The 22,445-nt window shown below is 60.5% G+C and carries 24 protein-coding genes; 15 read left to right on the forward strand and 9 right to left on the reverse strand.

The window, feature by feature from the left end; genetic code table 11:
* Window positions 1–8 precede the first annotated feature (8 nt).
* Window positions 9–938, forward strand: a complete 930-nt coding sequence (locus JZY08_RS18535) for an electron transfer flavoprotein subunit alpha/FixB family protein (RefSeq protein WP_216333082.1) — start codon at window positions 9–11, stop codon at window positions 936–938.
* Window positions 939–1,055: 117 nt separating this feature from the next.
* The gene (locus JZY08_RS18540) at window positions 1,056–1,937 is read left to right on the forward strand and encodes a 3-hydroxybutyryl-CoA dehydrogenase (RefSeq protein ID WP_216333084.1); all 882 of its coding nucleotides are present in this window, start codon (window positions 1,056–1,058) and stop codon (window positions 1,935–1,937) included.
* Window positions 1,938–2,003: 66 nt separating this feature from the next.
* On the opposite strand, the gene JZY08_RS18545 is transcribed toward JZY08_RS18540, so the two are convergent.
* Entirely contained in the window at window positions 2,004–2,672 is a 669-nt protein-coding gene (locus tag JZY08_RS18545; RefSeq protein WP_216333085.1) for a TlpA disulfide reductase family protein, read from the reverse strand.
* Between the two features lie 24 nt (window positions 2,673–2,696).
* On the opposite strand from JZY08_RS18545, the gene argH reads away from it, so the two are divergent.
* From argH to JZY08_RS18565, 4 genes are all read left to right on the forward strand, one after another.
* On the forward strand, window positions 2,697–4,097 hold the full coding sequence (gene argH / locus JZY08_RS18550) for an argininosuccinate lyase (protein ID WP_216333087.1): 1,401 nt from the start codon (window positions 2,697–2,699) through the stop codon (window positions 4,095–4,097).
* 94 nt (window positions 4,098–4,191) lie between these two features.
* Window positions 4,192–4,395, forward strand: a complete 204-nt coding sequence (locus JZY08_RS18555; RefSeq protein ID WP_003497438.1) for a lipoprotein — start codon at window positions 4,192–4,194, stop codon at window positions 4,393–4,395.
* Between the two features lie 13 nt (window positions 4,396–4,408).
* Complete coding sequence (gene lysA / locus JZY08_RS18560; RefSeq protein WP_035222590.1) at window positions 4,409–5,677, forward strand: diaminopimelate decarboxylase; 1,269 nt, start codon at window positions 4,409–4,411, stop codon at window positions 5,675–5,677.
* A gap of 178 nt (window positions 5,678–5,855) precedes the next feature.
* Complete coding sequence (locus JZY08_RS18565) at window positions 5,856–8,543, forward strand: TIGR02302 family protein (protein ID WP_216333089.1); 2,688 nt, start codon at window positions 5,856–5,858, stop codon at window positions 8,541–8,543.
* A gap of 263 nt (window positions 8,544–8,806) precedes the next feature.
* Here JZY08_RS18565 and JZY08_RS18570 read toward each other — a convergent pair whose 3' ends face one another.
* The 3 genes from JZY08_RS18570 to JZY08_RS18580 form a co-directional block, all read right to left on the reverse strand.
* Complete coding sequence (locus tag JZY08_RS18570) at window positions 8,807–9,166, reverse strand: response regulator (RefSeq protein WP_003497441.1); 360 nt, start codon at window positions 9,164–9,166, stop codon at window positions 8,807–8,809.
* A gap of 142 nt (window positions 9,167–9,308) precedes the next feature.
* On the reverse strand, window positions 9,309–9,851 hold the full coding sequence (gene hpt / locus JZY08_RS18575) for a hypoxanthine phosphoribosyltransferase (protein WP_003497442.1): 543 nt from the start codon (window positions 9,849–9,851) through the stop codon (window positions 9,309–9,311).
* A 70-nt stretch (window positions 9,852–9,921) separates the two neighbouring features.
* Window positions 9,922–10,593 (reverse strand): DUF3426 domain-containing protein, encoded by a 672-nt coding sequence (locus tag JZY08_RS18580; protein ID WP_216333090.1) that lies wholly within the window; start codon window positions 10,591–10,593, stop codon window positions 9,922–9,924.
* Between the two features lie 200 nt (window positions 10,594–10,793).
* Here JZY08_RS18580 and ftsE point away from each other — a divergent pair, with 200 nt between their 5' ends.
* From ftsE to JZY08_RS18600, 4 genes are all read left to right on the forward strand, one after another.
* Entirely contained in the window at window positions 10,794–11,453 is a 660-nt protein-coding gene (ftsE, locus tag JZY08_RS18585; protein WP_003497447.1) for a cell division ATP-binding protein FtsE, read from the forward strand.
* Window positions 11,446–12,453 carry an ABC transporter permease gene (locus tag JZY08_RS18590; protein ID WP_216333091.1) on the forward strand — a complete coding sequence of 336 codons (1,008 nt, stop codon included), beginning with the start codon at window positions 11,446–11,448 and terminating at the stop codon, window positions 12,451–12,453. Before ftsE ends, JZY08_RS18590 begins: the two co-directional genes overlap by 8 nt.
* A gap of 113 nt (window positions 12,454–12,566) precedes the next feature.
* Window positions 12,567–13,304: a YdcF family protein gene (locus tag JZY08_RS18595; protein ID WP_137039161.1), complete on the forward strand. Its 738-nt coding sequence runs from the start codon at window positions 12,567–12,569 to the stop codon at window positions 13,302–13,304.
* A gap of 114 nt (window positions 13,305–13,418) precedes the next feature.
* The gene (locus JZY08_RS18600) at window positions 13,419–14,216 is read left to right on the forward strand and encodes a 1-acyl-sn-glycerol-3-phosphate acyltransferase (protein ID WP_216333092.1); all 798 of its coding nucleotides are present in this window, start codon (window positions 13,419–13,421) and stop codon (window positions 14,214–14,216) included.
* Here the strand turns inward: JZY08_RS18600 and JZY08_RS18605 are convergent.
* Window positions 14,189–14,740: a gamma-glutamylcyclotransferase gene (locus JZY08_RS18605; RefSeq protein ID WP_080838054.1), complete on the reverse strand. Its 552-nt coding sequence runs from the start codon at window positions 14,738–14,740 to the stop codon at window positions 14,189–14,191. The genes JZY08_RS18600 and JZY08_RS18605 overlap by 28 nt on opposite strands.
* Before the next feature lie 49 nt (window positions 14,741–14,789).
* On the opposite strand from JZY08_RS18605, the gene JZY08_RS18610 reads away from it, so the two are divergent.
* Window positions 14,790–15,791 carry a DUF2125 domain-containing protein gene (locus JZY08_RS18610; RefSeq protein WP_216333093.1) on the forward strand — a complete coding sequence of 334 codons (1,002 nt, stop codon included), beginning with the start codon at window positions 14,790–14,792 and terminating at the stop codon, window positions 15,789–15,791.
* A 162-nt stretch (window positions 15,792–15,953) separates the two neighbouring features.
* Here the strand turns inward: JZY08_RS18610 and JZY08_RS18615 are convergent, their stop codons facing one another.
* The 3 genes from JZY08_RS18615 to JZY08_RS18625 all read right to left on the reverse strand — a co-directional run bounded on the left by JZY08_RS18615 (window position 15,954) and on the right by JZY08_RS18625 (window position 18,835).
* Window positions 15,954–16,883 (reverse strand): prephenate/arogenate dehydrogenase family protein, encoded by a 930-nt coding sequence (locus JZY08_RS18615; protein WP_216333094.1) that lies wholly within the window; start codon window positions 16,881–16,883, stop codon window positions 15,954–15,956.
* Window positions 16,883–17,989 (reverse strand): histidinol-phosphate transaminase, encoded by a 1,107-nt coding sequence (hisC, locus tag JZY08_RS18620; RefSeq protein WP_216333095.1) that lies wholly within the window; start codon window positions 17,987–17,989, stop codon window positions 16,883–16,885. The genes JZY08_RS18615 and hisC overlap by 1 nt, the downstream gene beginning before the upstream one ends.
* A gap of 84 nt (window positions 17,990–18,073) precedes the next feature.
* Window positions 18,074–18,835, reverse strand: a complete 762-nt coding sequence (locus tag JZY08_RS18625; RefSeq protein WP_137039165.1) for a class I SAM-dependent methyltransferase — start codon at window positions 18,833–18,835, stop codon at window positions 18,074–18,076.
* Between the two features lie 106 nt (window positions 18,836–18,941).
* On the opposite strand from JZY08_RS18625, the gene gloB reads away from it, so the two are divergent.
* Together gloB and JZY08_RS18635 are read left to right on the forward strand one after the other, a co-directional pair.
* Window positions 18,942–19,712 (forward strand): hydroxyacylglutathione hydrolase, encoded by a 771-nt coding sequence (gene gloB / locus JZY08_RS18630; protein ID WP_216333096.1) that lies wholly within the window; start codon window positions 18,942–18,944, stop codon window positions 19,710–19,712.
* Entirely contained in the window at window positions 19,712–20,152 is a 441-nt protein-coding gene (locus tag JZY08_RS18635) for a cupin domain-containing protein (RefSeq protein ID WP_216333098.1), read from the forward strand. Before gloB ends, JZY08_RS18635 begins: the two co-directional genes overlap by 1 nt.
* Window positions 20,153–20,357: 205 nt before the next feature.
* Here JZY08_RS18635 and JZY08_RS18640 read toward each other — a convergent pair whose 3' ends face one another.
* Window positions 20,358–21,131, reverse strand: a complete 774-nt coding sequence (locus tag JZY08_RS18640) for a DUF3108 domain-containing protein (RefSeq protein WP_216333100.1) — start codon at window positions 21,129–21,131, stop codon at window positions 20,358–20,360.
* A gap of 252 nt (window positions 21,132–21,383) precedes the next feature.
* On the opposite strand from JZY08_RS18640, the gene rpmB reads away from it, so the two are divergent.
* Both rpmB and JZY08_RS18650 read left to right on the forward strand, forming a co-directional pair.
* A complete protein-coding gene (rpmB, locus tag JZY08_RS18645) occupies window positions 21,384–21,674 on the forward strand; it encodes a 50S ribosomal protein L28 (protein ID WP_003509888.1) in 291 nt (96 codons plus the stop codon).
* Between the two features lie 109 nt (window positions 21,675–21,783).
* Window positions 21,784–22,422 (forward strand): queuosine precursor transporter, encoded by a 639-nt coding sequence (locus tag JZY08_RS18650; protein ID WP_216333101.1) that lies wholly within the window; start codon window positions 21,784–21,786, stop codon window positions 22,420–22,422.
* The last annotated feature ends 23 nt before the right edge of the window (window positions 22,423–22,445 follow it).

Raw genomic sequence — 22,445 nt, forward strand, 5'->3', positions numbered from 1 at the left:
ATATTCTCATGGCCATTCTTCTGCTGGCAGAACACGACAACGCAACCCTTTCCGACCTGACGGCAAAGACGCTGACGGCGGCAACGCAGATCGGCTCCGACGTGCATGTTCTGGTCGCCGGTTCCGGTGCAAAGGGCGCTGCCGATGCAGCCGCGAAACTCTCCGGCGTTTCCAAGGTGCTGCTGGCCGATGACGCGTCCTATGCCAATGCGCTCGCCGAGCCGCTGGCGGCGCTGATCGTTTCGCTCAGCCCCTCCTACGACGTCATCATCGCGCCGGCGACCGCGTCGGCCAAGAACGTTGCCCCGCGTGTGGCGGCCCTTCTCGATGTGGCGCAGGTCTCGGAAATCATCGAAGTGGTCAGCCCTGACACCTTCAAGCGCCCGATCTATGCCGGCAACGCCATCCAGACGGTGCAGGCAACCGATGCGAAGAAGGTGATCACCGTGCGCCCCACCGCCTTTGCGGCAGCGGCCGAAGGCGGCTCGGCTCCGGTCGAAACCATTGGCGCTGCCGAGAACCCCGGCCTGTCCAGCTTCGTGTCCGACGCGCTCGCCTCTTCCGACCGTCCGGAACTGACATCGGCCAAGATCATCATCTCGGGCGGTCGCGCGCTTGGCTCCTCCGAAAAGTTCAAGGAAGTGATCCTTCCGGTCGCCGACAAGCTCGGTGCAGCCGTTGGCGCCAGCCGTGCGGCGGTCGATGCGGGTTATGCGCCGAACGACTGGCAGGTTGGCCAGACCGGCAAGGTGGTCGCGCCGCAGCTTTACATCGCCGCCGGCATCTCCGGCGCCATCCAGCATCTGGCCGGCATGAAGGACTCAAAGGTCATCGTCGCCATCAACAAGGACGAGGAAGCGCCGATCTTCCAGGTCGCCGATTATGGCCTCGTCGCAGATCTGTTCGTGGCCTTGCCGGAACTCGAAAAGGCGCTGTGATTTTCAACAGCTATCGGGGGCGGTGCGTTTTTTAAACGCACCGCCTTCTCTTTTGCGGCGATATGCGTAACATCGCCGACCAGCACGCAGATGAAATCCCCAAGAGGAGACCAGCATATGACCGCCCCCTTTAAGAATATCGGTGTCATCGGAGCCGGTCAGATGGGTTGCGGCATCGCGCATGTTTCCGCCTTGGCGGGTTACAAGGTTCATATTTACGACCTTTCCAAGGACGGCATTGAAGCCGGCCTCGCCACGATCAATGGCAACCTCGCCCGCCAGGTTACCAACGGCAAACTTTCGGACGATGCCCGAAAAGAGGCGCTGGCGCTCATCAGCGGCTCGACGGATATCAACGATCTCGCACCGATGGATCTCGTCATCGAGGCGGCAACCGAAAATGAAGAGATCAAACGCAAGATCTATGCGCAGATCTGCCCGGTGCTGAAGCCCGAGGCGCTTTTGGCGACCAACACCTCGTCGCTCTCCATCACCCGCCTTGCATCCGCGACTGACCGTCCTGAGCAATTCATGGGCATCCATTTCATGAATCCGGTGCCGGTGATGAAGCTGGTGGAACTGGTGCGCGGCATCGCCACCAATGAAAAGACCTTCGATGCGGCCAAGGATTATGTACGGACGCTGGAAAAGGCGATCACCGTTGCCGAAGATTTCCCGGCCTTCATCGTCAACCGTATCCTGCTGCCGATGATCAACGAGGCGATCTACACGCTTTACGAAGGCGTCGGTTCGGTTGAAGCCATCGACACCGCCATGAGGCTCGGCGCCAACCACCCGATGGGTCCGCTGCAGCTTGCCGATTTCATCGGTCTCGACACCTGTTTGTCGATCATGCAGGTGCTGCATGACGGTCTGGCCGACAGCAAATACCGCCCCTGCCCGCTGCTGGTGAAATATGTCGAGGCCGGCTGGCTCGGCCGCAAATCCGGCCGCGGTTTTTACGACTATCGCGGCGAGACGCCGGTTCCGACACGCTAAATTCCAGGAAATATATCTCAAGGCTCGAATGCGGGAAGGAACCCCCTCCCGCATGTATCAGGAAAATTATTTAGCCTTCACTGCCGATATCAACGCCTTGGCATCTTCACTGTCCCAGGCGGCCGGGCCATTCATGGCGGCGAGCAGACAGCCGTTTTCGTCCAGGAGCATGGTCGCGGGCAGGCCGAAAGCGAGGCCTTCTTTTTTCAGCGTATTGAAAACGCCCATGGAGCTGTCGCGGTAGAGCTTCAGCGCGTCGATCTTGTATTCGTCCATGAAGGCTTTCGGCTTTTCGTCCGCGCCAATGTCGATACTGACGGCCACCACCTCGAAATCATTGCCGCCCTTTTCATGTTCCAGAGCGTTCAACGCCGGCATCTCTTCCCGGCACGGCACGCACCACGTGGCCCAGAGGTTGAGCAGAACCGTTTTGCCCTTGAGATCGGCAAGCGTCATCTCCTGTGCCTCCGGCCCCTTGAAGGAAAGCGGTATGACGCGCGGCCTGTCTGTGCCCGACATGGCCGCAACCTGCCCTTTCAGAAACGGCTTCAGCGAGGCAATGCGGTTTGCCGCGCCCTCACATAAACCGGCGTCAGTTACCGCTGCCCCTTGAACCGGGCTCTCAGACCCAATATGCCTGAACCAGACCGCGCCCGCGCCGCTTAAGACACCGGCAACGGCAGCAATTGCAACCAACTTGGCGGAAGGAAGCCTGAACGGCCTTTTTTCTGTCATCGAATACTCCAGGGCACTGCGAACATGGCTGACGGCACAGATCAGAAATCCTCCAACCAGATGTGGGGCGGGCGTTTCGCTTCCGGGCCGTCTGCCATCATGGAAGAGATAAATGCCTCCATCGGCTTCGACAAGAAGCTTTACGCCCAGGACATCCGCGGCTCTATGGCGCATGCCGCCATGCTGGCGGAAAAAGGCATTATTTCGCAGGAAGATAAAGACAAGATCACTCACGGCCTGAACACGATCCTGTCAGAGATCGAAGCCGGCACCTTCGAATTCTCGCGCAAGCTCGAAGATATTCACATGAACATCGAGGCGCGGCTTGCCACCCTCATTGGCACGGCAGCCGGCCGTCTGCACACAGCCCGCTCGCGCAACGACCAGGTGGCGCTCGATTTCCGCCTGTGGGTCAAGGAAGAACTGCAGAAGACCGAGGGTATGCTGACTGCTCTCATCGCCGCCTTCCTCGACCGCGCCGAAGAAAATGCCGATACCGTGATGCCGGGCTTCACCCATCTGCAGACGGCCCAGCCGGTGACCTTCGGCCATCATTGCATGGCCTATGTGGAAATGTTCGGCCGTGACCGCGCCCGCGTGCGTCACGCCATCGAGCACATGGACGAAAGCCCGATCGGCGCGGCCGCACTCGCCGGCACCGGCTATCCCATCGACCGCCACATGACAGCGAAGGCGCTCGGTTTCCGCGAGCCGACCCGCAACTCCATCGACACCGTCTCCGACCGCGATTTCGCGCTGGAATTCCTGTCTATCGCTTCCATCTGCGCCACGCATCTGTCGCGCCTCGCCGAAGAAATCGTCATCTGGTCGACGCCGCAATTCGGTTTCATCCGCCTGTCGGATGCCTTTTCCACCGGCTCCTCGATCATGCCGCAGAAGAAGAACCCTGACGCCGCCGAACTGGTGCGCGCCAAGACCGGCCGCATCAACGGCTCGCTGATCGCGCTTCTGACGGTCATGAAGGGCCTGCCGCTCGCCTATTCCAAGGACATGCAGGAAGACAAGGAACAGGTTTTCGATGCCGCCGAGAGCCTGGAACTGGCGATTGCCGCCATGACCGGCATGATCCGCGACCTTGAAGTGCGCAAGGACCGCATGCGCGCCGCCGCCGGTTCGGGCTATTCCACCGCTACCGATCTTGCCGACTGGCTGGTGCGCGAAGCGGGCCTGCCCTTCCGCGATGCCCACCATGTGACCGGCAATGCCGTGGCGCTGGCGGAGAAGAAGGGCTGCGACCTCGCCGATCTTTCGCTGGAAGATTTGCAGGCCATCCACCCCGGCATCACCAAGGGCGTTTTCGACGTTCTGTCCGTCGAGGCATCGGTTGCCAGCCGCACCAGCTTCGGCGGCACGGCCCCTTCGGAAGTGAAGAAGCAGATCGCCTGGTGGCGCGGACGCAACTGATAAAATCGCGTTACGCTGCGATCACAAGAAACAGGGTGCACAAGCGCCCTGTTTTTCGTTATCAGAGAGGCACATATTTCCTTTGGACAGGCCCATGCTTTCAAAAACCGCGCGCAAACTCATCGTTCCCATCGGCATGACGCTCGCCGTCAGCCTTGTTCTCAGCGCCTGCGGGCGTAAGGGCGACATCGACCCGCCGAGCACGCCGGTCGAAATGCGCAACAAGCGCAATGCCGACGGAACGGAGACAAAGCCGGCGACGGCGGAACGGCCGTTCATTCTCGACAAGCTTCTCTGACGGATAAAAGCCTGTGAACCATTTCGGCTATATCGACGGCGTACTGCACGCCGAAAACGTGCCTGTGCCTGAGATCGCCAAGGCGGTCGGCACGCCTTTCTACGTCTATTCGACCGCGACGCTGGAGCGCCATTACAAGGTGTTTTCCGGCGCCTTTGCGGATGTGGACGCCATGGTCTGTTACGCCATGAAGGCCAATTCCAATCAGGCGGTTTTGAAGACGCTGGCAAAGCTCGGCGCTGGCATCGACGTCGTCTCGGGCGGCGAATTGCGCCGCGCACTCGCAGCCGGGGTTCCGGCAAGCCGCATCATGTTTTCCGGCGTCGGCAAGACGGTTGCGGAAATGGATTATGCGCTGGAAGCCGGCATCTACTGTTTCAACATCGAATCCGAGCCGGAACTGGAAGTCCTCAACCTGCGCGCCGTGAAAGTGGGCAAGCGGGCGCATGTCTCCTTCCGCATCAATCCGGATGTGGATGCGCGCACCCACGCCAAGATTTCCACCGGCAAGAAAGAGAACAAGTTCGGCATTTCCTATGAGCGCGCCCGCGCGGTCTATGCCCATGCCGCCACCCTGCCCGGCATCGAAGTCACCGGCATCGACATGCATATCGGCAGCCAGATTACCGAATTGCAGCCTTTCGAGGATGCCTTCCGGCTGCTGCGCGAACTTGTCGAGGCGCTGCGCACCGACGGCCACACGATCAGCCATGTCGATATTGGCGGCGGTCTCGGCATCCCCTATCGCGAGGACAATAATCCGCCGCCGCTGCCGGATGCCTATGCCCATATCGTCAAGAATGAGCTGAAGAGCCTCAATTGCAAGATCGTCACCGAGCCGGGCCGCCTAATCGTCGGCAATGCCGGCATTCTGGTGACCGAAGTGATCTATGTGAAGGACGGCGGCGAAAAGACCTTCGTGATCGTCGACGGCGCGATGAACGACCTCATCCGCCCGACGCTTTATGAGGCCTATCATGGCATCCGTCCGGTGGTGCAGCCCGCCGCAGACGCGCCGCGCATCAAGGCCGATATCGTTGGACCTGTCTGCGAGACCGGCGATTATCTGGCGCTCGACCGGGAGATGGCTGCGCCGCAGCCGGGCGACCTGATCGCCGTCAGTTCCGCGGGTGCTTATGGCGCGGTGCAGGCCGGCACCTACAACTCGCGCCTGCTGGTGCCTGAAGTGCTGGTGAAGGATGACAAATTCCACGTCATTCGCCCGCGCGGCACCTATGAAGAGCTGATCGCGCTCGATTCCGTGCCTGCCTGGCTCGATTGATCTCGCCTGCGTCACCGGTTGGTCGATCACAATCAAGCGAAGCTGCCTAAAAAATGGGGGTGAGGGCTTAGGTGCCCTCGTCTTCGCCACAAAGAATGTTATCCTTGCTCCGTGACATGAAACAGCTCGCCGTTCCGGGAATGGCGTTCGACGTGGCCAGAACCGGGAGAACGGATTGATGACCACAGCCGGAGAGGACAGGACAGGCAGAAAGCGCCCGACCGGCGCGTTCGCGCAGCGGCCGGACCTTGCCCGCCGGGTTGCCGCCAAGCGCTTCTTCGCTAAAATCGTACTGCTTTCGGAAAAAATTGCGCCGAAAACGCTGTGGCCGCTCTCCATCGCCGCCGTGTTTCTGGCGCTTGCCTGGTTCGGTCTCTACCGGCACATGCCGGATTTCCTGCGACTCGGCGTTGTTTTCGTGCTGGTTTTCAGTTTCATCGCCACGCTTTTGCCGATCCTTCGGCTGAAATGGCCGACGGATAACGACGCGTCCCGCCTGCTTGAAGATCGCAACGGTCTCGCGCACCAGCCGGTTGGCGTGCAGGAGGACGAACCGGCCTTCGATACGCCTTTTTCCCGAACGCTCTGGAAAGAACATCAGATCCGCATGGCGGAGCGCATCGCCGCGCTGAATGCCGGCCTGCCGAAACCCGATATCGCCCGTTATGACCGCCTCGCGCTGCGCGCCGTTCCCGCCCTTCTTCTGGCCGCCGCCTTCGGTTTTTCCTATTCCAACGGCGCGGGCACGATTGCCGATGCCTTCCGCAGCCGACCGGCTGTCGGTCCGCTCAATCCCGACATCCGTCTCGATGCCTGGGTCACGCCGCCATCCTATACCGGCCGCGCGCCGATTTTCCTGACCGGACGTGACGCAACCAACCGTGACGCTGTTTCCGTGCCGCAATCCTCCAAGCTGACGATCCGCATGACCGGCGGTGATGGCGGCGAAGAAGTGACATTCGAACCCGAGACGGCAGGCGCCCTGCAGAAGCTTGCGCCTGAGGCCAAGCGTGCGGACAGTGCGAGCGGCGACGTGGCTGTTCAGCCGGAAACCCGCACGCCGGACCAGTCTGTCGCGCCGCGCACCTTTGCCATGGATGTAACCGAAAGCGGCATGATCACCGCGAACGGTGAACAATGGATGTTCAATGTCATCCCCGACCAGCCGCCCACCATCGCCTTCGACAACATGCCGCGCCGCGCCGTCAATGGCGCGCTTGAAGTGGGCTTCACCGCCAAGGACGATTACGGCCTGAAGGAAGCGCATGCCATCATTGAGCCGCTTGGCATTGCGGAAGGTGCGACGGCACTTTACCCGCCGCCGGAGTTCAAGCTCGACCTGCCGCGGCAGAACAACCGCGAAATCAAGGGGCTGACAAGCCGCAACCTGACCGAACATCCGATGGCGGGCAAACGCGTTCGTATCACGCTGGTGGCGACCGACGGTGCCGGCCAGACCGGCCGCAGCCCGGCGCATGAGATGGTGCTGCCCGGACGCAACTTCTCCGAACCGCTGGCGGCCTCCATTGCCGAACAGCGGCAGATCTTTTCGCTCGACACGCGCCAGATGCCGAAGGCGATTGCCTATAACGAGGCGGTGGGCCTGCGTCCGGAGGAAACCATTCCCAACACCACGCACTATCTCCTGCTGCAATCGGCGCAGACCCGCATGCGGCTCGCCTATAATGAGGAGATGCTGAAGAATACCGCCGATTACCTCTGGGAGATCGCGCTCGGCATCGAGGATGGCGATCTGTCTCAGGCGGAGAAACGCCTGCGTGATGCGCAGAACGCACTCTCCGAAGCGCTTCAGCGCAATGCCTCCGATGAGGAGGTTGCCAAGCTGATGCAGGAACTGCGCGAGGCGATGCAGCAATTCATGAGCGAGCTTGCGCAGCGCATGCAAAACGCGCCACAAGCCAACATGAACCAGCAGGCGCAAAACGTTCTGCGCCAGCGCGATCTGGAAAATATGATGAACCAGATCGAGAACCTCGCCCGCTCCGGCAACCGTGACGCGGCACAGGAAATGCTCTCGCAGTTGCAACGCATGATGAACAATCTGCAGGCGGGCCGGCCGCAGCGTCAGGGCCAGCAGGGGCAACAGCAGAGCAGCAAGATGCGCCAGCAGATCGACAAGCTCGGCGAAATTCTGCAACAGCAGCAAAAGCTGATGGACGAGACCTTCAAGCTCGATCAGGCGCTGCGTGACCGCATGCAGCGCGGCGATCCACAACAGGATGGCGAGGGCGAAGGTGACCCGCAAATGGGTGAAAACGGTCAGCAGCCGCAACAGGGCCAGCAGGGTGAGAATGGCCAGCAGGGCGGACAGCCGAGCGACCAGATGACCGCCGAGCAATTGCGCGAGGCGCTGAAAAACCTGCGGGCGCAGCAGGATGCGCTCGGCAAGCAGCTCGGCGAATTGCAGCAGGGCCTTCGCGATCTCGGCATGGAGCCGGGGGAAAACTTCGGCAAGGCGCAGCAGGAAATGGAAGGCGCCGGCGAAGCACTCGGCAAAAGCCAGGGCGAACAGGCGGTGGAAGGCCAGGGCAATGCACTGAACGCGTTGCGACAGGGCGCACAGGACATGATGGGCCAGATCATGCAGGCGATGCGCCAGCAGGGCCAGCAGCCGGGGCAAGGTCAGGAAGGCATGGCGGGCCAGGGCGGCCAGAACGGCCGCGACCCGCTCGGCCGCCCACGCAGCACGACGGGCCCGGATTTCGGCGACCAAGTGAAGGTGCCTGATGAGATCGACGTGCAGCGCGCCCGCGAAATCCTCGAGGCGATCCGCGAAAAGCTCGGCAACAATCCGCCCGGTGAAATCGAGCGGCGGTATCTGGAGCGGTTGCTGGATATACAATGAGGGTTACGCACAGGTAATGCTGCGGCTCGTTACGTCCTCACCGCCTAAACTTTTCCGTCATGCCGGACTTGATCCGGCATCCAGTTGACGCGCATCTGCGCGGCGGAAAGAGTTCTTTCAGCCCAAGGACTTGGGCTGGCTAGATTCCGGCTCAAGGCCGGAATGACGGAGGGTGGGTATAGAGCAACAACGACTGCGGTGATGTCCGGCCAACAAAAAAGGCGGCACGAAGGCCGCCCTTCAAATCTCCTTAGTCTCGCCGTTCAAGCCGCAAGCGCGCGCGCCACAGCCTTGCGGATATCCGGAAGCGCAAAGGGCTTCGAGACGACGTCAACAATCTTTTCAGCCAGATCGTCCGCCCGTTCGCGCTGCTCGGCATAACCGGTCATCAGCAGGATGCGCATGGCCGGGAAGCGTTCGGCGGCGCGGTGCGCCAGCTCGATGCCATCCATGACCGGCATGCGGATATCCGAAAGAAGAAGATCGAAACTGGTCTCCTGGAGCTTTTCCAGCCCCTGCTCGCCGTCTGCCGCCTCATGGGTCTCATGACCGTCGAGACGCAGCGCGCGGGCGACGAAAGCCCGCAATGCATCCTCATCTTCGGTAATCAAAATCTTCGCCATCAATCATTGCTCCTGGGCATCATTTCCAGCCGTGAGCAACATCGCAGGCTCCTCTTTTCAAGAGGTAAACACCCAGGGTTTCGCTGGGTGAATGGTTAATGAGGCGTCTCCGGCATGTATCAAACCGGCACGGCAGAATGGGTCAGGCGTCGCCGGTCACGACGCCGACGAAAGGCAGCTCACGGAAGGCGTAGGCGACATCCATGCCATAACCGACAACGAAATAGTCAGGACATTCAAAGCCGACATAATCGGCCTCCAGATCTTCCTTGCGCTTGACCTTCTTGTCGAGCAGCACGGCGATGGTGACGTTACGGGCGCCGCGCTCGTAGAGCAGCTCCTTGGCAAAACGCAGCGTGCGGCCGGATTCGAGAATATCGTCGATCAAGAGGACATCGCGGTCCTTCACGTCGCTGTCGATATCCTTGACGATCCGCACCCCTTGCGAAACCGTGCCGGCACCGTAGCTCGACAGCGTGATGAATTCGACTTCGGGAGCAAGGCCGCTGTCATGCAGCGCGCGGATAAGATCGGCCGCGAAAATGAACGATCCCTTGAGCACGGCAATGACCAGCAAATCCTTGGTCGGGCCGCCGGCTATATGCTTGGCCATATCGCGATTGCGCTCGGCGATCTGCTCGGCCGTGTACAGCGGCTCGATGTTTTTTCCACGGACGACGGGCATTCTTTCTCCTGTGCTGCGCCTTGCCGATTTTACCTTTCAGTAAAAATACGAGGATCACGCGTTAGCACAATCAGCGTTCGGACGCACCCGCCTCGACGAAGGAAAGCTTGATCTCCGGTGTTTTTCCACCGGGATGGCGCAACTTTGCCGAAAATCCGTGGCTGAAACCGGGCTGCATCTGCTTCACCGGCGGCTCGATGACCATGCTGGCCACCAGCTGCCCCTTGGCGACGAAGAGATCGGCGCGAAGTGCCGGCACGTCTTCAAGCGCGGTGCCGTTGTTTTCCACGATGCCGTTGATGAGAAGGACATCCATGCCGCCCGCCTCCTGCGGCGTGATGGTGACATGGGAAATGGCAAGCGGGTTCACCGGCGCGGCAACAGCCGATTTTTCCGGCACGACGACCGACAGGCCCCCGGAGCAGACGAAAACGAAAATGGCCAGCCCCGCGACCAGCGCCGAATAGGCATCCGCTGACAGGCGCGACAATTTGCGATCCACCCAGCCGACGAACGCCAAACCGAGCACTCCGGCGGTGACGGGTGGTTTTTCCTTCTGCCGGCGCACCGCACCACGGTTGTCGTTTCCGGGCTGACGCGCACGGTTTTCCTTGATGGTGACAAATTCCGCGTCTACCACGTCGGGGCCTGGACCTGCAGCCCGCGCCGCCCGGCGCGCCGGCGCTTCCGGCATCAGGAGGTCGAAATCGAATGCCGCTTGCCGGCGAGATGAACGGAACATAGCCATAGAATTCCCCGGTCAGGTTTTCCGGCCCGCAAAACTGGGCATTGCAACGAATCCTGCCAAGTTTTAAATTTAATTGGTTAATGCTTCGCAAAAACGCCTCGCACAGGCCACCGGAACCGGGTTAAACGGCGGCATCCGGGCCTCACGCGCCGGCGGCTTGCGAACCACCACGAAACGAAGAGACTGGAAGTCCGTTGATCCATTTCGAAAATGTCGGGTTGCGTTACGGCATGGGACCCGAGATCCTGAGGGACATGACCTTCGATATTCCCAAGGGTTCGTTCCAGTTTCTGACCGGGCCTTCGGGCGCCGGAAAGACGACGCTTCTGCGTCTGCTCTTGATGTCGCTGCAGCCGACACGCGGCAATATCCGCATGTTCAACCGCGATGTGTCGCGCATTCCGCGCAGCGAGCTGCCGATGCTGCGCCGCCGCGTCGGTATCGTCTTTCAGGATTTCCGGCTGCTGGATCATCTGACGACCTATGAGAATGTGGCCCTGCCACTGCGCGTGCGCGGCAAAGAAGAAAGCGCCTACCGCAACGACGTGATCGAGCTTTTGAAATGGGTGGGCCTTGGCGAGCGCATCAATGTGCTGCCGGCCATCCTTTCGGGCGGGGAAAAGCAGCGCGCCGCCATTGCCCGCGCGCTGATGGACCAGCCGGAAATATTGCTGGCCGACGAGCCGACCGGCAATGTCGATCCGCCGATGGCCAAGCGCCTTCTCAACCTCTTTCTGGAACTCAACCGGCTGGGCACGGCCGTCGTCATCGCCACCCATGATTTTGGCCTGATGGACCAGATCGATGCGCGCCGGATGATCCTGACCGAAGGGCGGCTCGACATCTATGAATGAGATCAACCGCAAACAGTTGAGACCCGAGGCAACGACGCCGAAGCGCCCGCCGATGCGCATCCGCCCGATGGCGCCCATTCTGCCGCCATCCAACATTCAGGGCAACGCACTGATGGTGGTCATCGCCATCATGGCCTTTCTTGCGTGCCTCACACTCGGTGCGGTCTCCATGGTGCGCGCCACCGCCGCCACCTGGCAGAGCCAGATTTCCCGCGAGATCACCATCCAGATCAAGCCCGAGGACGGGCTGGACATGACGGCGGCACTGAACAAGGCACGCAATCTGGCGCTCACCTTCGTCGGCACGCGCGATGGCACGATCCTCGACGATGCCGCCACGTCACGCCTGCTGGAACCATGGCTCGGCAGCGGTCTCGACCTTTCCGAACTGCCGATCCCGCGCCTCGTCGTCATCACCATCGACGAAAACAACCCGCCCGATTTTCAGGCAATGCGCGACATGCTGAAGGCCGAACTTCCGCAGGCGTTTCTCGACGACCACCGCACATGGGTGGACAGGCTGGTCTCCATGGCCAGAACCACGGTCATGATCGGCGTCGGCGTTTTGATTCTCGTCTTCACCGCCATGGTGCTGACGGTGGTGTTCGCCACCCGCGGCGCGCTTTCCGGCAACCGGCACATCGTCGAGGTCCTGCATTTCGTCGGTGCCGAAAGCAGCTTCGTCGCGCGGGAATTCCAGAAGCACTTCCTGAAAATCAGCCTCAAGGGGGCAGCGGCGGGCAGCGCGCTGGCGGCGACGGTTTTTCTTGCAGCCGGTTTCTGGCAGTCGAGCACTGTCGCCACACCGCAGAGCGATCAGGCAAGTGCGCTTTTCGGCTCCTTTTCGGTCGGTCTCGGCGGTTACATCGGCATCGCCACAACGATGATCATCATCGCGCTTCTCACCACCATCACGGCGCGCGTAACCGTCATCCGCACGATCGACGATATCGATCGCGTGCGCTCCGATCCGTCGAAAAGTGACGGCCTTGCATCGTGACCCCGGCTTTGAGATTTTGCGGGAAAACTGAAACCTTCACGAGCCGGATGTAACCTGCGGACGGTGGACAAAAATGCCTGTTCCTTGCCTTAATCGGCGAGTATTCAGGAGGAATGTTTGTGAGTCGGACGGACCAGGATCAGGATCAGACGACCACGCGACCGGCAAAAAAGAGCCTCTGGTCGCGGCGTGGCCGCCTGCGCCGTTTTATTCGCGGTCTCATCCTGCTTTGCGTCATCACTCTCGGTGCTTTTTCGGGCGGTTTCCTGTGGTTTGCCGATTCCGTCGCCTCCATGCGCCCGCCGGAGGGCGCGAAGGGCGATGCGATCATCGTTCTGACCGGCGGCTACCAGCGCATTGAACAGGCGGTCGGCCTGCTGCGTGACGGTGTGGGCAAACGTCTGCTGATTTCCGGCGTCAACCCCGCCACCACCCGTTCGCAGATCCGCAAGATGACGCAGGGCTCTTCGGACATGTTTTCCTGCTGCGTGGATATGGGCTACAAGGCCATTGATACGATCGGCAACGCCAATGAGGCGGCAAGCTGGATACGCGATCACGGTTATTCGGCCATCGTCGTTGTCACCAACAATTACCATATGCATCGCAGCCTGCATGAATTGCGCAACGCCAGCCCGCAGACCGAATTCATCGCCTACCCCGTCATCAGCGCGGACCTTGCCCGCACCAACTGGTTCGCGGAGCCGGATGTGGTGAGAACAATGCTCTACGAATATCTGAAGTTCGTGGCGGCGGCCGGGCGTGACCTGACCGGCTTTGGCAAGGGTGACGGCCTGCGCAAGGGCGCCGCCGATCACGCTCCACCGAAAGTAACGGCGGCTTCCTCGTAAGCTGCCAGAAACACGCTTGCTGCCGCCCCTTGTTTTCGTGTAGGCGTCTGGCATCGGCATCCGGCATCGAGGCGCTCAAAGTTTCGGAACGGCTGCATCCCGGGAAGGCTGTTGATGCTCAAGCTGCGCTCTTTTCTTTTCAATACGCTGTTTTATCTCAACCTGATTGTCCGCATGATCGTGCTGACGCCGATCTATTTCATCCTGCCGCGCAAGATCGCCTACGAAATCCCCAAGAACTGGGCGCGCTCCAACCATTGGCTGATGAAAACCATCGTCGGAACGACTTTCGAGATAGAGGGCCTGGAAAACATTCCGGAGACCGGTTGCATCTTCGCGCCCAAGCACCAGTCCTTCTGGGATACCTATGCGCTTTTGCCCAACCTTCCCGACCCGGTCTATATTCTGAAGCGCGAGCTTTTGTGGATCCCGCTATTTGGCTGGTATGCGATGAAGCAGCGCATGATCCCCGTCAACCGCGCCGCGCGCGGCAAGGTCATGCTGAAGGTGATGGAGCGGGCGAAAGAGGAAATGGCCGCCGGCCGCGAACTGATCATCTATCCCGAAGGCACGCGTCGCCCGCCGGGCGCCGAGCCTGAATATCGTTATGGCATTGCCCGCCTTTATCGCGACCTGCAGGTTCCGGTCATTCCGGTCGCCATGCACCCCGGCCTCTTCTGGCCACGCCGTTCGACCATGCGTTATCCCGGCCATTTCAAGGTGCGGATATTGCCGGCCATCGAGCCGGGGCTCGACCCCGACGTGTTTTTCAAGCGATTGATCGATGTGACGGAGAAGGCGAGCGACGAACTGCTGCTGGACACCGCGCGCAACAATCCGCACCTGCCGCTACCGCCGACCGCCATTAAGCGTATCGCTGAACTTCAGGGCAAGGACACAGCCGCCGGCTGAGCCGCGAGCGTACCGACATTGGCGGCAATGCTTTCCAGCAGCGAGTCGCGAATGCCCATATCCTGCAGATGCTGCACGGTATTGAAGACGTAGTCCGTATTCGGGCCGGAGCGACCCGATGCGGCCGCGACGATGACCGCCGCCTCGGTCACACCCAGACCGCCAATATATTGCTCGTGCGCGGGATCGGCCACATAGGTCACCGCGCTGCCGCGCCGGCCATCGGCAAAGGCAATTGCAACAACACGTTCCTTGTAGACATTCGTTATCAGTTCACGTTCACGCAGATAGGTCATGACGGGGTCGTGGTCCTTTCCCCTGACGCGGAAGGCAACGCCAAGGCAGGAACCGCCGCGCTCCAGCCCCAGCACGAGGCCCGGCTTTTCCTCCGTACCGCGATAGACGCTGGAACTGATGCAGAGCGAGCGACGATAGCCATGCAGCCGCGCCTGCTGCCTCTCCTCAAAGGCGAAGCCGGGGTTCCACATCAACGAACCGTAGCCAAAGACCCAAAAATCGTCCATATCCCAAGCCAAATCAAAATTACCTGAAGTCTGTTCATCGGAGATCAATATGGCAGCGTCAAGCCAATCCGGCACCTCCAAAAAATTCCTCTGGCTTGGTATCGCCATTGTGCTGGTCATCGGATTTTACACGGCCGGGTGGTTTTATGCCGCCGACAGGCTAAAGCAGACGGTGCTGAACGTGATATCTCCCTCACAGGCCAGAAATGTCAGCGGCGAATGCGGCGATATCGCCTTCAAGGGTTATCCGTTCCGCATCGGCCTCTTCTGCTCGAAGGTGATGGTGGACGACAAGCAGAACGGCGTTTCCGCTTCCTTTGGCGAATTGCGCTCGGCAGCGCAGGTCTACAATCCCGGCCACATCGTCTGGGAACTGGATTCGCCGGCGGAAATCCGCACCGCTCACGGCCTGACGATTTCGGCCGCCTGGCAGAACATGCAATCGAGCATCGTCACCAAGCTCAGGGGTATCGACCGCACGTCGCTCGTCATCGACGGCCTGAAGGCGCAGGCGGTGTCCTCCGTCACCGGCCAGACCATCGATTTTGATGCCGTAAAGACGGAAATGCACCTGCGCCAGAACGGCGCCGATCTCGACGGTGCAATAACCCTGACCGACTCGGCTACCGTCATCAAGGACTGGCCGCAGATCCTTCCCCGCCTCGACGCCATCGTTGATGTCACGCTCGCCGGCAAGGCGGGCATGGTCGACGGCAGCGACAGATCCGGCCTGTACGGCGCAAGCGGCGAGCTTCGCCGGCTGGTGGCCGATATCGGCGAGGGCCGCACCATGCGCATCAGCGGCCCCTTCTCCTTCGATAATGAAGGATATCTCTCCGGTCAGTTCAAGCTGGAGATCGAAAAGCTCGGCGCCTGGTCTGATAATGCCAAGCAGGCGTTTCCGCAGCTGCAATCCACCATCGACACGGCCCGCAAGCTGCTCGGCGCGCTCGCCGGCGGCGGCGACAGGGCGTCCGTCGATCTCGTGGTCGATCGCGGTCGCGCCACCGTCAGCGGCTTCATTCCGCTTGGCAAGATCCCGCCGATCTGAGTTTTCGCATCCCGCTCCGTCACCCCGGACTAGATCCGGGGTCCAGTGCGATCAAGTCCTTGATCGCGCAAGACTCATCCCACGGCGCGGACGCGCCGTGGCTGGATGCCGGATCTAGTCCGGCATGACGAAGAGAGAATCGCGTTTGCCTTACGCTGCGCCCTACTTCTTCTGATCCAGAGCGTGCCGTCCAAAGTCCGGCGCGTCGACGTCCTGACCGGCCTGGACGATGGAGCGGCGGATGGCGCGGGTGCGGGAAAACAGCTCGAACAGCTTGTCGCCTTCGCCCCAGCGGATCGCCCTTTGCAGGGAGGCGAGGTCCTCGGAAAAGCGCGCCAGCATTTCTAGGATGGCGTCCTTGTTGTGCAGGCAGACATCCCGCCACATGGTTGGATCGGAGGCCGCCAGACGGGTGAAGTCACGGAAACCGGAGGCCGAATATTTGATGACTTCCGATTCGGTTACCGTCTCCAGATCATCAGCCGTGCCGACGATGTTGTAGGCGATGATATGCGGCAGATGCGAGACGATCGCCAGAACCTTGTCATGGTGTTCGGCATCCATTTCATCCACGCGCGAACCAAGCGCCCGCCAGAAATCCTTCAGCCTCTCCAGCGCCTCGGCGTCCGTGCCAGGCAGCGGCGTGAAGATGCACCAGCGCTCGCGGAAGAGGCCGGCAAAACCGGCATCCGGGCCGGATTTTTCCGTACCCGCCAGCGGGTGCCCGGGAATGAAATGCACATTATCAGGCATATGCGGCGCCATCTGCGCGATGACGGACGCCTTGGTGGAGCCGACATCGGTGACGATGGCGCCGGGCTTCAGATGCGGCGCTATCTGCTGCGCGACGCTTTCCGACGCGCCGACCGGGACCGAAACGATGACGAGATCGGCATCCTTCACGGCCTCCGCCGCCGAGACGGTGTAATCCGTGCCGAGTTCCAGCTCCTCCGCCCGCTTCAGCGTTTCCTCGCTGCGGGTGGAAATCGTGACATGCCGCGCAAGCCCCAATTCCTTGATGTCGCGGGCGATCGACGAGCCGATCAGGCCGATGCCGATCAGCGCGATGCGTTCGAACATGATTTCGCCCATCACGCCTGCCCCATGAACTCGGTAAGCACCGAGATGACGCCGAGATTGGCTTCTTCCGAACCGACCGTCATTCGGAGCGCATTCGGGAAACCGTAACCGCGCACGGCGCGCAGGATATAACCACGGCGGCTCAGGAACTCGTCCGCATCCGCCGCGCGCTTGCCGTCCTGATCCGGGAAATGGATGAGGATGAAGTTGGTGACCGACGGTGTGATTTCCAGGCCGAGGCCGGTAAAGGTCGTGACCAGCTTTTCCATCCACAGGGCATTATGTGCCACAGCCTTTTGAACGAAGGCCTGATCGCGGATCGCAGCGGCACCCGCCGCAATGGCCGGGGCGCTCATGTTGAACGGGCCGCGCACACGGTTCAGCGCATCGATGATATCAACCGGGGCATACATCCAGCCCACACGCAGTGCGGCGAGACCGTAAACCTTGGAGAAGGTGCGGGTCATCACCACGTTGCGGTTGCCGGAAACCAGTTCAAGACCAGCCTCGTAATCGTTCTTGCGCACATATTCGGCATAGGCGGCATCGAGCACCAGCACGACATGTTTCGGCAGACCGGCCTGAAGGCGACGGATTTCCGCAACAGGAACATAGGTGCCGGTGGGGTTACCGGGATTGGCAACAAAAACCATCTTCGTCTTGGGCGTGACGGCGGCGAGGATCGCATCCACGTCCACCGCGCAGTCCTTTTCCTTCACCGTCACCGGGGTCGCGCCTGCGCCCATGATCTGGATCTTGTACACGAGGAAACCGTGTTCGGTGATGATCGCCTCATCGCCTGCACCGAGATAGACATGGCAAAGCAGGCCCAGAAGCTCATCCGAACCGTTGCCGCACATGATGTTTGCGATGTTGAGACCATGCACATCGGCAATCGCCTGACGCAGCGCGATGGCCTGACCGTCCGGATAGATTTCCAGATGGCTGGCAGCCGTGCCGAAAGCTTCAATCGCCTTTGGGCTCGGCCCAAGCGGTGTTTCGTTGGAGGAGAGCTTATAGACCTTCGCAACGCCGTCCACATGTTCCTTGCCGGGAACATAAGCGGCGATATCCAGAATACCCGGACGCGGAACAGGTTGGCTAAGCTCTGCACTCATTTGATCGACCTTTGGAAAAACGCCGGAGAACCCGGCAACAGCAATGCCGGAGGCATTAGACCGGAATGGGCGTTTTGTCGAGGGTCAGCGCGGCTTTCCGTGCTTTGCGGCGGTGCGGGTGGTGGGAACACCCTGCGGCGCGAGCACGGGTACAAAAACCCGGCGCGAGGCGCGCTGGGTGACGGGCAATCCCTGATAGAGACGTTTCTGCGCCTCCACCACGATGACGCCCGAGAACAGGGGCCACAGCCTGCGGCCGGTGAGTTCGAGGTAACGGCGGAATTTCAATACCGGGCGGCTGGTGGTCGGCGGAAAGAACAGCGCCTCGGCGGAAGCCCCCGGCGTGAAGTTGGTTTCACGCAGCAGCGCTGTCAGCTGGCCGCGCGAATAGGGCCGCCCCGAGCCGAAGGGCGTATGTTCCATGCGCGCCCAGACGCCGCGCCGGTTCGGCACCACGATCACCAGACGCCCGCCGGGCGCCAGCACCCGCCACAATTCTTTCAGAGTTTCGCGCGGATTTTCGGCAAATTCGAGCGCATGCACCATCAGCACCCGGTCTATCGACGAATCGGGCAGCGGCAGTTCTTCATCAAATACCAGTGCCGTGGAAGACAGCTCGCCCGCCGGCCAGTTCACTGCCCCCTGCCCCGCCGGCATGAAGGCGAAGGTGCGTTCGGTATCGTGGCGGAACCGGTCCAGAAACGGCACCGCATAACCGAGACCGACCAACCGCTCTTCCGGCAAAGGCGGCCAGAGCGTCGAAAGCGCCATGGTAATCGCCTGCTCGGCCGAGCGGCCAAGCGGGGAATGATAGAATTCGCGCAGATCGACGATATCGGTGTTCATGGGCGAGAATGTAGCATCAGGCGGTTGGACTTCAAGGCGTCTGCCCCTACATTGAAATCCAGGCGGATAAATGCGCCGGTCCCGGCCGGCAATTGGAGAGGATACGATGAAACCTTTGGAAATAGACGTCTTTCTTTGCCGCAGTGACAATTTCGGGGTTCTGCTGCACGATCCCGAAAGCGGGGCGACCGCCGCCATCGACGCACCCGAGGAAGCCCCGATCCTGCAGGCTCTCGATGGTCATGGCTGGAAACTCACCCATATCTTCACCACCCACCATCATCAGGACCACGTAGAAGCCAATCTGGCGCTGAAGGACAAGTTCGGCTGTGAAGTGCACGGCCCTTACGACGAGGCTATCGCGATCCCCGGTCTAGACCGCTCTCAGGCCGACGGCGACGAATTCGAATTCGCCGGCTGCCGCGTCCAGGTCATTTCGACGCCCGGCCACACCGCAGGGCACATCTGTTATTACCTTCCCGATGACGGCCTGCTGTTTGCCGCCGATACGCTGTTTGCCATGGGCTGCGGCCGGCTGTTCGAACGCCCGGCGGCGGATATGTGGCATTCCTTCCAGAAATTGATGGCGCTGCCCGATGACACAAAAGTCTATTTCGGCCACGAATATACACTCGCGAATGCCCGTTTCGCCCTCACCGTCGATACCGACAATGCGGTTCTGAGCGAGCGAGCGGCACGTGTTGAAAAGGCGCGGCAGGCAAATGAATTCACCATTCCCACCACCATCGGGCTCGAAAAGCAGACCAATCCCTATATGCGGGTCGCAGATGCCGGCATCCGCAGGCATCTTGGCCTGGAGACTGCCAGTGATGCGGACGTTTTTGCGGAAATCCGCACGCGCAAGGACAATTTCTGATGGGCGCCGATCTGTCTGCGGAAGCGATCATTCGCGAACTGGGTCTTGAACCGCATCCCGAGGGTGGTTTTTACCACCAGACTTTTCGCGACAGGGCGGGCGGTGAGCGCGGCCATTCGACGGCGATCTATTATCTTCTGGAAAAAGGCGTTCGCTCACACTGGCATCGGGTAACAGATGCCGTCGAGGTCTGGCACTATTATGCCGGCGCACCCATCACGCTGCATCTTTCGGAGGACGGCCGGGAGGTACAGACCTTCACGCTTGGTCCCGCGATTCTGGAAGGCGAGCGCCCGCAGGTGATCGTGCCGGCCGATTGCTGGCAATCGGCGGAAAGCCTCGGCGATTTCACCCTCGTCGGCTGCACCGTCTCACCGGGATTTGCCTTTTCGAGCTTCGTCATGGCCGAACCCGGCTGGTCGCCTGGGGACGCGCCCTGAACCTGGAGCAGTCGCCTGCGGAGTGAGTGAGTGCCCCTTGTTTCTTCTCCCCGAGGGGGAGAAGTCCGCGGCAGCGGGATGAGGGGCAAGGGTAGAGATATCCGGCAACGTAGCCCCTCATCCGGCCCTTCGGGCCACCTTCTCCCCGGCGGGGAGAAGAAATACGCTGCAACGTCTGCTTTTCTTGTGCCACCGTCAGCTTTGGTCAGCCGCCGTATTTCGTCGCCGTGATGTAGACCTGCCCCACCCGCGTCGGAATGATCGCATAAACAGGCGCATAGACATCCATATTGTTTGACTTGGCGAACCAGATCTCCATCGAGATGGATTTCAGATATTCGATATCCTTGCGCCCCTGCCGGTAACCCGACTTCGGCACATAACGCGCCTTGCAGACGATGGCATCGCCGCTGAAGCCATTGGTCTTGAAAGGCTTGGTGCCGCTGGAACTCAAAACCAGATCCAGCCGCGATTCGCCGTCATAAATCGGCAGGCGGGTCGGGCAGATACGGCCACCGGAGGGAATGATCAAACCGGAAATAGGGTCGAGAACCGAGCGCAGGTCGCGATCCTTTACGTCAACCCAATTGTCCGGCCGAGCCTTCGGCTCGGGTTTTACCGTCGTCGATGTGACATTGCCGTTGCGATAGACAACGTCATAGGTCCGTACCCGCTTGCCGTCCTTGTAGACCAGCGAATATTCGTTGGCCTGCAGCCGATGGCCGCGCTTGGCGCCGGAAACCGTCGTCTTGCCGGAAATGTCCTTTAAAATGCTGGCAAGGCCGGCGGCACTGAAGGAACCGGAGATCGAATAGTTCGGTCCGTCCATGCGAGTCGAAAAACTTGCCCGCGCAATCGGCAAAATGCCGAGATTGATGCTGTATTCGCTTGTATGGCGTGCTTCGGCGGCGAGCGAGGGAGAAACGCCCGCAAACGCTATTGTCACGGCCATGAAAATGCTTTTTCCTCTGGCAATCATTTCGATATCACCTTAAAAGAGGCGCGGAAGCGGCCTTATCGGGCGATGATATACGCTGACTTGTGGCAATAAAAAAGCGGATGCCGGTTGAAAACGCCGGAATTTCCTTTCATTTGATCGCGAGCGGCTTGACTGTTAAGTCTCGTCTGACTATAGAACCGCAACTTTCCAATCATGGCCAGTTGGATTGCCACCCCGGTTTTGCCGGTGGCGAGCCAGTGGTGAAACAGACGAAACGAAATAGGTGTACCCATGTCCCGTGTATGCGAATTGACCGGCAAGGGCGTCCAGACGGGCAACAACGTCAGCCACGCCAACAACAAGACCAAGCGCCGGTTCCTTCCGAACCTCTGCCAGGTCACGTTGATCTCCGATGCTCTCGGCCAGCGCTTCCGCCTGCGTGTTTCCGCAGCAGCTCTGCGCTCCGTTGAACACCGTGGCGGCCTCGATGCCTTCCTTCTGAAGTCCGGCGAAAACGAACTGAGCATGCGCGCTCGTCTCCTGCGCCGCCAGATCGCCAAGAAGACGGCTGAAGCTGCTTAATAGCGGTTTCGACATCATCGATATTCAGAGGGCTTGAATGGCTTTTGCCGCTCAAGCCTTTTGTTTGTTTTAGTTGGCTCTAACTGGTGGCATCACCCAGGATAAAAAAATGCCCTATTTGCGCTATACGCTGATCTACGTTCTCTTGATGACACTGGTGGTCGTCGCCTCCAATATTCTGGTGCAGTATCCGCTTTCCGGATCGCTGTTCGGTGTCAATCTCGGCGATCTTCTGACCTGGGGCGCCTTCACCTATCCGGTCGCCTTCCTCGTCACGGACCTGACCAACCGCCAGTTCGGCCCGTCCATAGCGCGCCGCGTCGTGCTTGCCGGCTTCGTCGTCGGTGTCACGCTGTCCTTCTGGACCTCCATTCCGCGCATCGCCGTCGCATCGGGCACCGCCTATCTGATCGGCCAGCTGCTCGATATTTCCGTCTTCAACCGCCTGCGCCGCCAGCGCTGGTGGCACGCGCCGCTTGCCGGCTCCATGCTGGGTTCGGTGCTGGATACGGCGCTGTTCTTCTCCATCGCCTTTGCAGCGAGTTTCTCTTTCGTTGGCCCCAACGATGCCTTCGCAGTCGAAAATGCTCCCATCCTCGGTGTCTTCGCCGTGGAAGCGCCTCGGTGGATTTCCTGGGCGATGGGTGATCTTTCGGTGAAGGTTCTCGTCGGCCTCGTGATGCTCCTGCCTTACGGCGCGCTGATGAACACGCTGAAACCGATGCCAGGTGCTGCCAAGCAGGGCTGACTTTTTTCTGTCAGCTGAATTTG

Origin of the sequence: Rhizobium sp. X9, assembly GCF_018873185.1 — a bacterium.
Classification (GTDB): Bacteria; Pseudomonadota; Alphaproteobacteria; order Rhizobiales; family Rhizobiaceae; genus Agrobacterium; species Agrobacterium oryzihabitans.